The 14,389-nt window shown below is 39.0% G+C and carries 12 protein-coding genes; 11 read left to right on the plus strand and 1 reads right to left on the minus strand.

Translation table 11 applies throughout. From position 1 onward, the window contains the following. Positions 1 to 347: 347 nt before the first annotated feature. The 4 genes from NC799_RS04185 to NC799_RS04200 all read left to right on the plus strand — a co-directional run bounded on the left by NC799_RS04185 (position 348) and on the right by NC799_RS04200 (position 7,336). Complete coding sequence (locus NC799_RS04185; RefSeq protein ID WP_272445095.1) at positions 348 to 2,594, plus strand: polysaccharide pyruvyl transferase family protein; 2,247 nt, start codon at positions 348 to 350, stop codon at positions 2,592 to 2,594. Positions 2,595 to 2,764: 170 nt separating this feature from the next. Beyond that, positions 2,765 to 4,216, plus strand: a complete 1,452-nt coding sequence (gene murJ, locus NC799_RS04190; protein ID WP_272445097.1) for a murein biosynthesis integral membrane protein MurJ — start codon at positions 2,765 to 2,767, stop codon at positions 4,214 to 4,216. A 324-nt stretch (positions 4,217 to 4,540) separates the two neighbouring features. Further along, entirely contained in the window at positions 4,541 to 5,728 is a 1,188-nt protein-coding gene (locus NC799_RS04195) for an N-acetylmuramoyl-L-alanine amidase (RefSeq protein WP_272445098.1), read from the plus strand. 213 nt (positions 5,729 to 5,941) lie between these two features. Next, positions 5,942 to 7,336, plus strand: a complete 1,395-nt coding sequence (locus tag NC799_RS04200; RefSeq protein ID WP_272445099.1) for a glucosaminidase domain-containing protein — start codon at positions 5,942 to 5,944, stop codon at positions 7,334 to 7,336. A gap of 132 nt (positions 7,337 to 7,468) precedes the next feature. Here the strand turns inward: NC799_RS04200 and NC799_RS04205 are convergent, their stop codons facing one another. Next, complete coding sequence (locus NC799_RS04205; RefSeq protein WP_272445100.1) at positions 7,469 to 8,104, minus strand: YigZ family protein; 636 nt, start codon at positions 8,102 to 8,104, stop codon at positions 7,469 to 7,471. Positions 8,105 to 8,319: 215 nt separating this feature from the next. Here NC799_RS04205 and NC799_RS04210 point away from each other — a divergent pair, with 215 nt between their 5' ends. The 7 genes from NC799_RS04210 to flgM all read left to right on the plus strand — a co-directional run bounded on the left by NC799_RS04210 (position 8,320) and on the right by flgM (position 14,388). Beyond that, positions 8,320 to 9,459 carry a sensor histidine kinase gene (locus NC799_RS04210; protein WP_272445101.1) on the plus strand — a complete coding sequence of 380 codons (1,140 nt, stop codon included), beginning with the start codon at positions 8,320 to 8,322 and terminating at the stop codon, positions 9,457 to 9,459. A gap of 135 nt (positions 9,460 to 9,594) precedes the next feature. After that, complete coding sequence (locus NC799_RS04215; protein WP_272445102.1) at positions 9,595 to 10,275, plus strand: response regulator; 681 nt, start codon at positions 9,595 to 9,597, stop codon at positions 10,273 to 10,275. 214 nt (positions 10,276 to 10,489) lie between these two features. Beyond that, a complete protein-coding gene (locus tag NC799_RS04220) occupies positions 10,490 to 11,332 on the plus strand; it encodes a DegV family protein (protein ID WP_272445208.1) in 843 nt (280 codons plus the stop codon). 87 nt (positions 11,333 to 11,419) lie between these two features. Then, the gene (locus NC799_RS04225) at positions 11,420 to 12,871 is read left to right on the plus strand and encodes an ATP-dependent helicase ComFA (protein WP_272445103.1); all 1,452 of its coding nucleotides are present in this window, start codon (positions 11,420 to 11,422) and stop codon (positions 12,869 to 12,871) included. Further along, positions 12,871 to 13,551 carry a ComF family protein gene (locus NC799_RS04230; RefSeq protein WP_272445104.1) on the plus strand — a complete coding sequence of 227 codons (681 nt, stop codon included), beginning with the start codon at positions 12,871 to 12,873 and terminating at the stop codon, positions 13,549 to 13,551. Before NC799_RS04225 ends, NC799_RS04230 begins: the two co-directional genes overlap by 1 nt. Before the next feature lie 78 nt (positions 13,552 to 13,629). Continuing rightward, positions 13,630 to 14,058 (plus strand): TIGR03826 family flagellar region protein, encoded by a 429-nt coding sequence (locus NC799_RS04235; protein ID WP_272445105.1) that lies wholly within the window; start codon positions 13,630 to 13,632, stop codon positions 14,056 to 14,058. Positions 14,059 to 14,115: 57 nt separating this feature from the next. After that, positions 14,116 to 14,388, plus strand: a complete 273-nt coding sequence (gene flgM, locus NC799_RS04240; RefSeq protein ID WP_272445106.1) for a flagellar biosynthesis anti-sigma factor FlgM — start codon at positions 14,116 to 14,118, stop codon at positions 14,386 to 14,388. Position 14,389 lies beyond the last annotated feature (1 nt).

Consider the following 14,389-nt stretch of genomic DNA (forward strand, 5'->3'; position numbering starts at 1 on the left):
TATATCATGAATAAATAGGAGAGACACCCATATCGGGGATAACCAATATATAACAGAATTATAATTTTTAGTTAATATTTCAAGTGATGTGTTTTCACTATCGAAAATCGTGGTACAATATAATAATGGAATCATGTATGAATCCTATCATTATCGCACTATTACATATTTTGACAAAATGAACGGAAACTATAAAACAAATTAAGGTTACTGCGACTAATAACAATATAAGTTTATCCGCAGTTATACTCCCTTATTTTTTTAAAAAAAAGCGCAAGTCGTGTGCTGCGTTAGACATCTTAGAATTATATACAATTGTATCTTATAAAAAAAGGATTGAAGTCTTTATGGCGATGGCGATTGGCATTGTCGGGAATTATGGAAACAATAACAAGGGTGATGAAGCAATTCTACAAGGCATCATAATACAGCTTAAGAAGTATTATCATATAAGTCCTGCAGATATCGTCGTTTTTTCCAACCATCCCGAGCAGACACGGAAGATGTATGGTGTACAAGCTGCACCACTTTATTACAAAAAAAATAATAACTATTTAACGTTGGTAACAACAATGAGGAAAAACTTTTCCGTTATAAAAAAGCTAGATTTACTCATTGTTGGTGGTGGCGGTATTTTAATGGACTTATATGGTAGCGAAGCATTTCTGTTTGGGATGTATGGATGGCTTGGAAAGCTGACAAAGACACCCGTGGTCATCTATGGAGTTGGTGCTGGCCCAATCCTTTCTAAACAAGGTGAGTTGCTGCTCAGGTCGTTAGCCCATATTGCAAGGCTAACGACAGTAAGAGACCCTGAATCGAAAAAATTACTTCAGTCTATCGGAGTGAAATCGCCGATTCACGTTATTGGGGACCCTGCTTTTCAGTTGCCTATGCCAATAGAAGTAAATCGACAAAAGAAGCCATTGAAAATTGGTGTGACTGCTGTTCCATTTTACCATGGCAGCTATTGGCCAGAGGAAAATCTTTCGTTATATCAAAATTACATAACTGGTATGGCGGAAAATTTAGATAGGATACTTCATAACTATCCAAACGTAGAAGTCAATTTTTTTGCAACGAAATACCCACAGGATTTAATGGTTACGAAAGAAATTAAAGCATTGATGCAATATAAAGATCGTTGCACCATTAATGAACACGTAATGGAACCGAATGACATTGTCGGTTTTGCTGCCGAACAAGATATAGTTATTGGTACAAGGTTACATTCGTTGATTTTATCACTCGTCTCCGAGACACCTGTTATCGCTGTTTCCTATCATCACAAGGTGCTAGACTTTATGAACATGATTGAATGTCAAGATTACGTCGTTCCGATTGAAGGACTTCATGACCAAACAGATTTATTTCTCCGTCCATTTGAGCAGATGGATAAAGATTGGGACAAAACAACGAGCATGTTTAAACAGGTTGCCGACAAGATGAAATACAAGGCAGATAAAGGTATGCAACTTGTGAAACAACAAACTGAAAATAAGAATAATCCTAACGTGCTCGTGTTAAGTAACATGTATCCATCTAAATATTCAAAAACATTTGGAATATTTGTCAAAAATCAAGTCGAGCTTTTACAGGAAAAAGGCGTAACAGTTGATGTTTCGGCAATTTCGGACCCTAGAAAAGGAAAGATTCGTGTCATTAGCAAATATCTATCTTTTTTCGTGAAAAATATCGGTACACTATTGTTCAAAGGCGGGAAATATGATGCGGTGCATGTTCATTATATTTTCCCAACAGGCTTAATCGGTCTTTTGTATAAACGTCTATTTAATACGCGGTTAATCGTTACTTCGCATGGTGGCGACATCGATCAAATGATTAGGAAAAGTTCACGGGCAAGAAGGTATACAGACCAAATATTACAGCAATCCGACCATGTGATTGCTGTTGGAGATAAACTGAAACAGGATATCCATGAGAATTTCTCGGTAGAATTGGATAAAATTTCTGTCATCAACATGGGCGTTAACCGTGATGTTTTTCATCCTATAGATCAACAAACGGTACGACGACAGCTAGGAATTGCGCCTGAGGAAAAATTGCTGTTGTTTGTCGGTAATTTAATTGAAGCGAAGGGACTAATGGATTTAGTCGATGCCTTTAAGCTCGTTAAACAGTACGAACAGAAAGCTGCCCTTCATTTAATTGGGGAACCTAAAAATGCAGCTTTCTTTAAGAAATTAAAAGAGACGATTGCTGACGAACGAGACATAACAATCCATGACGCATTGCCACAGCAAGAGATTGCACAATGGATGTCTGCTGCAGATATTTTTGTCTTACCTTCTCACATTGAAGGGTTTGGTTTAGTTGCACTAGAGGCGATGGCATGCGAGATACCGGTAGTTGGTACAAACATTGGAGGATTAACTTATTTATTAGATGAAGGACGCGGGTTAAAAGCAGAAGTGAAAAACCCTGAAGGTCTGGCTAAACAAATCATTACCCTACTTGGTGACCCGGAGCTTAAAAAGCAAATCATTAAACGGGCACTGCGGAAAGTAGAAGAATACGATCAACAAAAACTAGTCGACGACGTCATTAAGTTATATACAATCAGAAAAGCGTAAGCGCCTTGAAAGTCCCGACAGGCTAGGCGCTTACGCTGGACGTGGCTGTCGCTCGATGTTATCCACGCTTGGATTGTTTTTATACTTTCTTTTCTTGTAAAAAAAGGAAGAGCTTCTATGAAAAATAGAAGCTCTTCTTACATCAGTGCTTGAAGGAAAGGGGTGTTCTATTGCAATTTTTAAAAATTGTTGGAGCAGTAGCTGCTATTAATATGGTAGCGAGGCTATTTGGTTTTTTTCGAGAGGTAGTTATCGGTTATCAATATGGCACAAGTTATCAAGCGGACAGTATCATTACGGCCTTTACTATCCCTAATTTTCTATATTTAGTGCTCGGTGGAGCAATTACAACAGCATTTATCTCTATTTACAGTAAATTAGAGGACAGGCGTGACGAAGCATTTTTGAAGACGTTGTTTACAGGACTAACCGTTGTCGTTGGTGCTGTAACTTTATTATTTATGGTTATTCCAAATTTTTGGATCAAATTGTTTTTCGCAGGTATGTCAGACGAAGCATATCTACTCACGCGTGACTTATTTGTGTGGATGGCACCGTCGACTTTTTTCTTAGTTATTTCCATGTGGCTTAGCGGTGTACTTAATGTCCACAATAAATACCAATTTTCTGCTTTTTCAACATTAGTATTTAATGGCCTTTTTCTAATTGCTGGAATTGTTTTTTACCCAACCATTGGAGCGTTTGCTTACGGAATTGGTGCAACAATAGCAGCAATACTGATGGCTGTTGTATTGTTTTGGTATGTGAAGAGGACAAAGATAGTTCCACTTAGCTTTGGTTTTGAAAAAATGCCTGAGTTAAAGCGGTTCTTGAAGCTTGCATTACCGATCCTGTTTGGCGGGGCGACCCTACAGTTCTATTTTTTCATCCAACGAATTTATGCGACTGGTTTACCGGACGGGGCCATCGCTTCTTTGAATTATGCTTCCAAAATGACACAATTTCCACAAGCTATTTTAATGACAGCAGTTACAACGGTTATTTATCCAATGCTTGCCAAACTAACAGCGAGTACGGACAGGGGGAAATTGGAAGCACACTACCGAAAAGGAATACGCTTGCTTTTTGTTCTATTAATTCCGGCTACCGTGTTTGTTTATGTTTATGCAAAAGAAATAATTACGGTTATCTTTCAATATGGCAATTTCACAGTGGATTCAACGAACCAAACCTATCCATTGTTACAAGTATTCTCTTGGTCAATGGTCGCACTCGCTATTAACATGTATATAACAAGATTCTTTTACGCGTTAGAAAATTCTTACTTACCAGTTGTATTTAATATATTGTCTGTGTTTGGTGTTAACATTCTGGTCATTCAGTTGTTTATCGAAACGCAAGGGGCTAATGCGATTGCCTTAGGTACGTCAATTAGTACTATTTTTAACATGATTTGTATGATGCTCTTAGCGAAAAGGATGTACCATTTTTCCTTATTTACTAAAAAGATTGGTATGAAAATGATTGGTTATCTGCTACTCTCAACAGCACTAATCGCTGGCTTTTCCTTTGTTGCGATACCGTTTATGCTAGTTGACGTAACCATAGGAGGGGTTATCACAGCTATCTCTATAGTAATCGGGATGAAAGTCTTTCAATAATAACGTTACTGAAGCGAACTCGTAAACTGGGTTCGCTTTTTCTAGCAAGATAAGAAGGTATAAAAAGATCCAAGAACTGTCTAGCTCCAGGCTTCTTGCGCTTTTCCTGCTTTGATGCTCAAATCCAGTGCTTCCATCAAAAAAGTTTTGACTAAAAGGACTAAAACTGACAGGATTATACATGGTAATAAAAAAACTTGAGTCTTCCTATCTATTTTTGCCATTTTTTGTAGAACTAATGACAAATTTCATGATATTCTATCATTACTAGACACGAAAAAAATAAGAATCATAACTTTGATGATAGAGCATGGGGGGTAAATAATGGCAAACAGGAAGATAGTGACCGGATTATTGACAGTGATAGCCTTAATAAGTCTTTTTCCAACAATTGTATTAGGTTCGACAGACACAGATGCAATCCAAACGGTAAAATCCTATGATTCTGTTCAACCAACAAAGGAATGGACAATAGAATTTAATACGGAAATGGACGACGAATCGATTAACAATCAGACCATTTATGTAGAAGACAGTAATCAAAATAAAATACCGGCAACCGTTTATTTGACCGATGATAAACGAAAAGCAAAGGTAATCCCTCCAAATGGCGGATATGCAGCAGGTGAAACATATAAGCTGACTGTAACTGGTCAAGTTTATTCAACAGATAAACTATTGATTAAACAGGGCTATGCGATCGAATTCACGATTGAAGCGAAAGAGGTAGCTTCAGATAAGTCAGTTGTTTCCTTTGGTGTCGTTACTGCTGATATCTTGAATGTTCGGGGTGGACCAAGTACAAGTTCTGAAAAACTAGGTAAACTAGAATACGGGGATGTTGTCGAAATATATTCGTTTGATGGGTCTTGGGCCAAAATCGAGTACAATGGCCAAGATGCGTATTTACATAAAGATTATTTGAAACTTAAAAGCGTAAGTGGGGCCACAGTAATTGAAGGTCTAAATGTTGTGATTGATGCAGGCCATGGTGGGCAAGACCCAGGAGCATTAAAAAATGACTTGCAAGAAAAAGACCTCAATCTAGACGTCTCACTCAAAGTTGCAGACAAGCTTAAAGAATTAGGCGCGAATCCTATATTGACAAGGTCGACAGATGAATTTTTAGAGCTTTACGAACGAGTAAAATATTCAAATAATAATCTTGGGGATATTTTTGTAAGCATTCATGTTAACTCAGCGGTATCTACAGCAAGTGGAGCAGAAGTTTATTACAATGAGGGGAAGGGATTAAACGAGATGGAGAGTATACTTCTAGCTCAAAAAATCCAAGACCAGCTTGTTGAGCTAGTGGATATGCACGACCGTGGGATTAAGCAAGGGGATTTCTATGTGATCCGAGAAAACGAAACACCAGCAGCATTAGTTGAACTCGGTTTTATTACAAACGATGATGATCGTAAAAAACTAGAATCCGACGAATACCGCACATTGTTTGCAGAAGCAATTACCCAAGGAATTGTCGACTATTTTAAGGAAGCAGTCAATTAATAAAGTATATAAATTGTGTGGGGGAACAGATTTCGATGTTTCTCTAGGTATTTCCCAGGAAATATCTGTCGATTATTGATTGTTGTTTGTCAGTCACTAGCTTAAGGTGCCGAAGTATTTGTTAAAATGTGTAGAATTACCCTATTAAATTAAATCTAACAATAATATAATAATAGATATGTGAAAAAGCGGGATAGGGAGGATTACAACTACATGAGAAAACAAATACTGCTTGCACTTCTCTTTACTATGATTCTATCAATCGCTATTACCCAAATCAGTTCGACAATTGTTTCAGGAGAAAGTGATGGGAAGTCAGATCAACAGACAATTAAGCAATGGGATGGTAAATTTGGGGTCGCCGAGGATAAGGTGTGGACAATTACCTTTAATACGAAAATGGATGGGGCATCTTTTACAAATGACAATGTTTACGTTATTAACAAGGAAACAGGAAAGAAGCACCCAATTACATATCAATTGAAGGATGATGGAAAAGCACTTACTGTTACACCAAAAGAGCCATATGCCTTCCATCAAACATACACACTTTACATCGGGAGCACGGTGAAATCAGCTGAAGAAATGGTTATGTCTAAGGCGATTGAAATGTCCTTTTTCATCTCCAAGCCTTATGTCGTTGCGGACATGAGTTATCAGCCAATTAACTCCTTTGATAGCTTACGAGAAGCAAGAGCAAACGTAAACCCAGATAACCAGGTTGTCATGAAAGATGGGAAAGTCAGATGGATGAAATCAGGAATTGTTCGAACCAACAGATTTACAAACATATATGATAGTGAACTTCTTACATCTAACAGTACCTATGTCGCTGGCCAATCGGAAATGGAATATGTAGGTTCAACGGAACGAGCGATTGCTATCCGAGTTGCTGGTCGGGCAGGGTTTGTCTCGCCGGATGACGTTTCATTAATTCCAACCAAGCTCATCGGTGGAAACCAATCATTTTACAAAAATATCAACGGCGATCTATACCATTATGTTTTTGCAAATGGTGAGTTCGGTGTTTATAAATATGGCAAATCACCAGCAACAATTAATGAAGGCGAAACGGTTTATAGTTGGGATGGAAAAACCTTTAAAGGGAAAACGTATAGCTTTTTAAACCAATATAATTTACGTGAAAAATCCTTTGCAACCGCGGAGCAAATTGATGCCTATATTAAAGCGCAAAAGCCTGATAGCCCGTTAATCGGCTTAGGAAACGTATTTGTTGAGATGCAAGAGAAATATAATATTAATGCCCTATATTTAATGGCGCATGCCATCCATGAGAGTGCGTGGGGATTAAGTAAGATTGCCAAAGATAAGAATAATCTGTACGGTATTAAAGCGACAGATAGCAACCCGTATGGAAACGCAGACGTATTCAACTCGTTTGAGGATTCTGTTAGATATGCGGCTCAGTTCATTTCTTCTACCTATTTAACAGAGGGAAACTTCCGTTACAACGGCACCTATTTAGGTAACAAAGCATCTGGTATGAATGTTAAATATGCAAGTGATCCATTTTGGGGGCAAAAAATTGCTGGTCAAATGTACCGAGCAGAAATGTGGATGAAAACTAATAATGTCATAGACAAATAGGAAAGAATACAACCTAGAGAAAACCCTACTAAGTGTTTAGTTAGTAGGGTTTTAATTTTAGAGATAAGTATAAAAGGATCTAAGAGCTGTCTAGCTTCAGCGCCTAGTCCCTCGGGGTCATAAGTCAATCAGCTATACATCAATTTCTAAATATTTTCGTTCACCGTTGCTAAGGTTGACTTGATCACTTGTTAAGTCAATTATCCAATCGGTGAAGGCTTGTTCCTCACCGCTCCAAACGGCAACGTGGATAATAACTTGATCGGTATAGTCAATCTTTTCTAAAATATAGGCAGTATGATTTCGTAATTCGTTTTCAAGCTTTCCTAATAAAGAGTAATCTGCTGCCACGAGCATTGTTTGCATTAATTGTCGCTTCACTATACCAGTCGTATTAAGTGCCTGGGAGGTTGTACTAGCATAGGCGCGAATTAATCCACCAGCTCCAAGCTTTATTCCGCCGAAATATCTAGTAACAACAACAGCAGTATCCTTTAATCCTCTTTTTTTAAGGACTTCTAGCATTGGCACGCCAGCAGTTCCGCTTGGTTCACCATCATCATTCGCCTTTTGAATTTGGTCATGCTCCCCAATCAAATAAGCAGAACAATTATGGTTAGCATCGGAATGTTTCTTTTTTATTGCTTGGATGAATTGTTGTGCTTCTTCTTCGGTCTCGACTCGTTTCACATAACCGATAAAACGGGACTTTTGTATGATGATTTCATCTGATCCTTCAGGTTTAACTGTAAAATATTTGTTTAACATTAACAATATTACCTCCTGAAAATTAATTATATAGAGTATCGCTAATCCCCGCAATGTATTATACTTGTCTTAGGTTTTATTCGTGAAAGTTCGACAAAATCCTCCGAAAGCACTAAAACACACCCATAAATTAGTAAACTACTTTTTTAGTTCATACCCCCTAAAGATATTTAACTATTACGAATGATATAACTAGGAAGACAGGTGGATGATGGATGATAAAAAAAATCGAGGAAAAAACGTTAGATTTTATTATTAATGACATGATCGACGCGGTGGAAAATAGCAAAGACGAGATTTTCAATATTGGTGAGGAATCTCGGAAAGAGCATGAATTACTTGAAGCTGAATTGAACCACATTAAGATAGAAGTCATTCAAGTAATTGAAGAAAGTGATAACCTTGAGCGAAAGGTGAGACAATCTCGAATACGGTTGTCAGAGGTTAGTAAACATTTTAATGACTATAGCGAAGACCAAATTCGTGAAGTGTATGACCAAACACACAAATTACAGACAGAGCTTTCGATGAAGCAAGAAAAAGAAAGAAATCTTCGAGAAAAAAGAGACGAAATCGAGCGAAGGTTACTTGCCCTTCAACAAACGGTTGATCGAGCAGAAGGATTAGTCGGAAAAATATCAGTTGTGTTAAATTACTTAAACGAGGACTTTAGACAGGTTAGTGAGATATTACAAGATGCACAAGCAAAGCAAGAATTCGGTTTAAAAATCATAGAGGCGCAAGAAGAAGAGCGCAGGCGACTTTCACGAGAAATGCATGATGGACCTGCCCAAATGCTTGCCAATATCTTGTTACGAGCTGAATTAGTTGATCGAACGTTTCGTGAACGCAGTGTTGAGGAAGCACTAGTTGAAATTCGTAGTGTTAGGTCTATGATTCGTTCTTCGCTTTATGAAGTGAGAAGAATCATTTATGACCTTCGTCCAATGGCACTCGATGACCTTGGTTTAGTCCCTACTTTGAAAAAATATTTGGCCAACACAGAGGATTACAACGAAATTAATATTGACTTTGTTTACCTTGGAACGGAAAGACGCTTCCCATCAAAATATGAAGTTGCGCTGTTTAGACTTGTCCAGGAATCTGTACAAAATGCGGTTAAGCACGGGGAACCTAGTCAAATTACTGTTAAGCTTGAAGTGAGAAATAAAAAAGTGCTCATTGTCGTTAAAGATAATGGTAAGGGTTTTGATGTGAAGAAGAAAAAAGAAAATTCGTTTGGTCTTTTAGGAATGCGTGAGCGTGTCGAGATGTTAGATGGTGATTGGACAATAAGATCAGTAATTGGTGAAGGAACAACCATTTTATTCCAAATTCCTCTTATCCAAACTTGAAGATCTAATGCAAATATTTTCGATTCATGTATAATAAAAAGCAAAAAATCCCGTACGCATTTAGTGAAATAAGTATAACTAAATACTTCTTGATTCGGTGAAATTTTTGATTGAAAGTATAGGAGGAGCAGAAGTATGGCAACCAAAATAATCTTAATTGACGACCATAAATTATTTCGTGAAGGTGTTAAGAGAATACTAGAATTTGAGCCTTCTTTTCGTGTCGTAGCAGAAGGTGATGATGGGTCATCAGCATTACAGTTGGTAGAGCAATTCAGACCTGACGTTGTCTTAATGGACATTAACATGCCGTATTCCAATGGGGTCGAAACAACAGCTGAATTACTAAAGCATTTTCCTGATACAAATGTAATTATTCTATCGATTCATGACGATGAAAATTACGTAACCCATGCACTAAAGTCAGGTGCACAAGGGTATTTATTAAAAGAAATGGATTCCAACTCGTTGATCGAAGCGATTAAAGTCGTAAGCGCAGGCGGGTCGTACCTCCATCCAAAGGTTACCCATAATTTGGTGGAAGAATATCGCCGTTTAATTAAAGAAACGTCGAATAGGCTATCGGATAAAGTGATCGAATATCGAAAACCACTTCATTTGTTAACTAGACGTGAGTGTGAAGTATTGCAATTGTTAGCTGATGGAAAAAGTAATCGAGGTGTAGCAGAAGCACTCTATATTAGCGAAAAAACAGTAAAAAACCATGTGAGCAATATTTTGCAAAAGATGAATGTCAATGACCGGACCCAGGCTGTTGTTACTGCTATTAGAAATGGTTGGGTTGAAGTAATATAAATCCTATTTATAGGTAGAAAGCGTGTTGCAACAATAAAAAAAGTAGCAGCACGCTTACGGCATCACGTTGATGCTACCTCCCCGTCCCTTTAGTAACTATTTTTCCCTTAAGCCCACCAATATAACCCATTATCCCCATACTATCAATTTATCTTGTCTTTATGTAAAATGATATAGGATAGCTTAAATTCTTGATAAGAAAGGTACGATGATTATGAAGGTTGCTGTACTAACAGATAGCACCGCCTATATTCCTGCATCGATTCGAGAACAGTGGAATATACACATGGTTCCTCTTAGTGTTGTCTTCGGTGATGAAGTATATCGTGAAGAGCTAGATATAACGGCAGAGCAGTTTTACGAAAAGGTAAAACACGAAAAAGAATTACCGAAAACGTCACAACCATCAATAGGCTTGCTTACCGAAAAGCTCGATCAGTTGTCACAAAGCCATGATGACGTCGTATGTATTCACTTATCAAGTGGAATTAGCGGGACATATCAAACGGCAATTTCTGCTGGGAATATGGTGGAGGGTATCACGGTCCACCCATTTGACTCGGAAATTAGCACAAGAGTCCAAGGGCTATACGTCATCGAAGCAGCCCAAATGGCAAGCGTTGGTGCGAGTGCAACAGAAATAATTAATCGCTTGAACGAAATGAAACAATCGATGCGTGCCTATGTTATGGTTGATGATTTGAGCCATCTTCACCGCGGTGGTCGATTAAATGGGGCTCAGGCACTGGTCGGTAGCATGCTCCAAGTGAAACCACTCCTCCACTTTGTTGATGGTAAAATCGTTCCATTTGAGAAAATTCGAACACGGAAAAGGGCAGTGAAACGAGTAATGGAATTGTTTGACGAGGATGCCAAGACAGGCAAACCAATTGTTGGGGTTGTTATTCATGGTAACCAAGAACAAGAAGCAGTTACATTCAAAGCAGAACTTGAGAGCAACTATGCTAACGTCGAGATTACCACAAGCATCATTGGTCCTGTCATTGGGACGCATCTTGGTGAAGGCTCATTTGGATTTGGATGGTATGTAAAGTAACTAGCACTTATTTCTTACTAAATATTTATAATTATCTGTAGACGGCCCATCAATCAGATGGGCTAGCTTTAAGGAGATGACCCCTCATTGATAAATAGCATCATTCCCTCATTGCGTGCTTACTTCTCCCCGAGTTATGATTGGATTCCCAAAGCAACGAGTAATTTAGTAGCTAATCAACCATTATCCCTGCGCTATGGAGGGAAATTATTACTGCGTGAAGACATTGAGCTAGATGATACGACATTTGACACACTCTGTAGGCAAAGTTATTTCCAAATGATTCCAGCATTAGAACAGTATTTATCAGGATATAGATGCAAGCGGTGTGGCAATAAGACGCAGCACTTGTTTGCAAAGTTTGCCTGTGCTAGATGCGGTAACTCCCACCACTATTGCCGGAAGTGTGTGGAAATGGGGCGGGTGTTAGCATGTCAACCGCTTTACTATTGGACTGGTCCACCTCCTGTCTGGGAAGGCTGTGATGATCCCTTATTATGGAATGGTACACTAACGAAACATCAACAGCTAGCATCTAGTGAGATTGCACATGCCATGGAAAAAGGACGGGCTGAATTGCTTACGTGGGCGGTATGCGGGGCAGGGAAAACAGAAATGTTGTTTTATGGAATCGCTAACGTCTTACGGGCAGGAAAGCGGGTTTGTCTAGCTACACCAAGAGCTGACGTTGTTCGAGAACTGTTACCACGCTTTCGACACGTTTTTCCAAAGACAACGATTGATGGCTTGTATGGTGGCAGTGAAGACAAAGCAGGAACGGGGCAGTTGATTATTGCAACGACCCATCAGTTGATTCGTTATGCCCAAGCGTTTGATGTCGTCATTATCGATGAAATTGATGCATTTCCCTATCACGCCGATCCTACCCTGCCGTTTGTGACGAAACGGGCAGCCAAGCCAAGCGCTGCGATGATATACCTCACCGCCACTCCCAGGCATAACCAATTACAAAGAATTCGGACGAACAGGCTCCCTGTTGTATTCGTTCCTGTCCGGTTTCATGGCCATCCATTACCAGTTCCCACCTTTTGCTCATGCTCACGTTTGAAACAAACATTAGCAACCAGCCAAGCACCACAGGCATTTTACCAGTGGTATTACAATCGAAAAGAAAAGGAGCGGCAGTTATTAATTTTTGTTCCGAGGGTTGATTTAGCGGAGCGGATGGTAAGTTCACTGAGTGCTAATTTAAGCGTCTCCGCTATTTCAGCTGTCCATGCAGCAGACACAGATCGTGCAGACAAAGTCCAACAGTTTCGCGACCGGAAGCTTTTTGTTCTTGTTACAACAACGATATTAGAGCGAGGCGTAACTTTTCCATCGGTTGATGTTGCGGTCATTGATGCTGGCCATTCCGTGTTTGATCAAGCCGCACTCGTCCAAATTGCCGGTAGGGCTGGCAGAAGTCCAGATGACCCGACCGGTGAAGTTGTCTTTTTTCATGATGGAAAGTCTGAGGCGATGGTCGGTGCCGTTAAAACAATCAAAGCAATGAATAAAAAAGGAGAGCAAGCTTAATGCATTGTTTATGGTGTGACAAGCAGATAATTGTCGAGGTTACGTGGGACAATTTTCTATACCCAGACAAGCCTAAGAAATTATGCATAGAATGCAAAAGTCAGCTTACCAAAATTACCGGAGCTATTTGTAAGCTGTGTGGCCGGAAGTCAGAGGATGAACAATGCAAAGACTGTGAACGTTGGGGCGGAAATAGACAATGGTCAAAAGTATTATCGTTTAATCGGTCGGTGTACTCCTACAATCCAATGCTTCAAGCGATGATTGCTAAGTGGAAATACCGAGGTGATTACCAATTAGTTGAAGCATTTCAAACCGATTTTCGCGAAGCATTTAAACAAATCGTTCGGGCATGTCCTAAAGATACTGTTGTTGTCCCTATCCCACTTAGTGATAAACGGCGTTATGAGAGGGCCTTTAACCAAGCGGAAGCACTTACTCAATTACTGGAAGTACCATATCAATGCCTTCTTACAAGACGAGAAGGAGAAAAGCAGTCAAAGAAAACGAGACAGGAGCGTCTCTCAAGTACAAATCCATTTCAGATTATCGAAGTGGTGAGGAATCCTATTATCTTAATCGATGATATTTACACTACTGGAATCACGATTCGTCATGCGGCGAAATGTTTGATTGATGCCGGTTGTCCGACAGTTTATTCATTTACTTTAGCAAGGTGAACCATGGAAAAAAGTCGTTATATTCATGCGTTCATGCTGTGCTATAATGATAAAAAACAAGTTTCGGAGGGAATAGCAATGGTAGGTGAACTTAGTAACTGTTCAGTGTGTGACAGCCTTTTTGTAAAAACAAATCGAGATAGTTGCCCAGCATGTATCAAGAAGGAAGACCAAGCCTTTCAAACGATTTATGATTATATGAAAATAAGGAAAAATAGAACAGCCACGATCTCCCAAATTGTCAAAGAAACTGGCGTTGAAGAAGACTTAATCATTAAATTTGTTCGGGAGAAACGACTTAGACCTAGTGAGTTTCCGAATTTAACATACGGATGTGAAAGGTGTGGCAGTCCAATTAATAATGGAAGACTATGTCAACCGTGCTCAGACGAACTATTAAAAGACATAAAAACACAAGAGGCGATTGATCAAATTCCCGAGAATAATAAAGCACAGCAAACGTCAAAAGCAAAAACATACTTTTCAATAAGAAAAGAAAACCATTAAACATTTTAAAGTCTCTAGCCGATAATGACAATAGAGATAAGATCGCTGGAGGAAGAGGTGATAGTCTTGAAAATTCAAGGACCAAACCATACAAAGGTAAATCCATATCAACAACAACTACAAAAGCAAGACCAAGTAAAAAATGACTCGGTTAAAAAGGCTGATCAACTACAAATATCCGATGAGGCAAAAAAGCTTCAGGAGCAAGGTAGCCCAGAAGCAGCAAGAAAAGCGGAGGTAGCAGAGCTTAAACGAGCTGTACAGTCCGGCAATTATCAAGTCGATGCCAAGCAAGTTGCTGCCAAAATGCTTGAATTTTGGAAGAAATAAA

The sequence above is a fragment of the Aquibacillus salsiterrae genome (assembly GCF_028416595.1).
Classification (GTDB): Bacteria; Bacillota; Bacilli; order Bacillales; family Amphibacillaceae; genus Aquibacillus_A; species Aquibacillus_A salsiterrae.

Coding starts and splice junctions, on each gene's coding strand:
- NC799_RS04210 (WP_272445101.1), top strand. CDS start 8,320: ATGATAAAAAAAATCGAGGAAAAAACGTTAGATTTTATTATTAATGAC.
- NC799_RS04195 (WP_272445098.1), top strand. CDS start 4,541: ATGGCAAACAGGAAGATAGTGACCGGATTATTGACAGTGATAGCCTTA.
- NC799_RS04235 (WP_272445105.1), top strand. CDS start 13,630: ATGGTAGGTGAACTTAGTAACTGTTCAGTGTGTGACAGCCTTTTTGTA.
- NC799_RS04215 (WP_272445102.1), top strand. CDS start 9,595: ATGGCAACCAAAATAATCTTAATTGACGACCATAAATTATTTCGTGAA.
- NC799_RS04205 (WP_272445100.1), bottom strand. CDS start 8,104: ATGTTAAACAAATATTTTACAGTTAAACCTGAAGGATCAGATGAAATC.
- NC799_RS04230 (WP_272445104.1), top strand. CDS start 12,871: ATGCATTGTTTATGGTGTGACAAGCAGATAATTGTCGAGGTTACGTGG.
- NC799_RS04185 (WP_272445095.1), top strand. CDS start 348: ATGGCGATGGCGATTGGCATTGTCGGGAATTATGGAAACAATAACAAG.
- NC799_RS04200 (WP_272445099.1), top strand. CDS start 5,942: ATGAGAAAACAAATACTGCTTGCACTTCTCTTTACTATGATTCTATCA.
- NC799_RS04220 (WP_272445208.1), top strand. CDS start 10,490: ATGAAGGTTGCTGTACTAACAGATAGCACCGCCTATATTCCTGCATCG.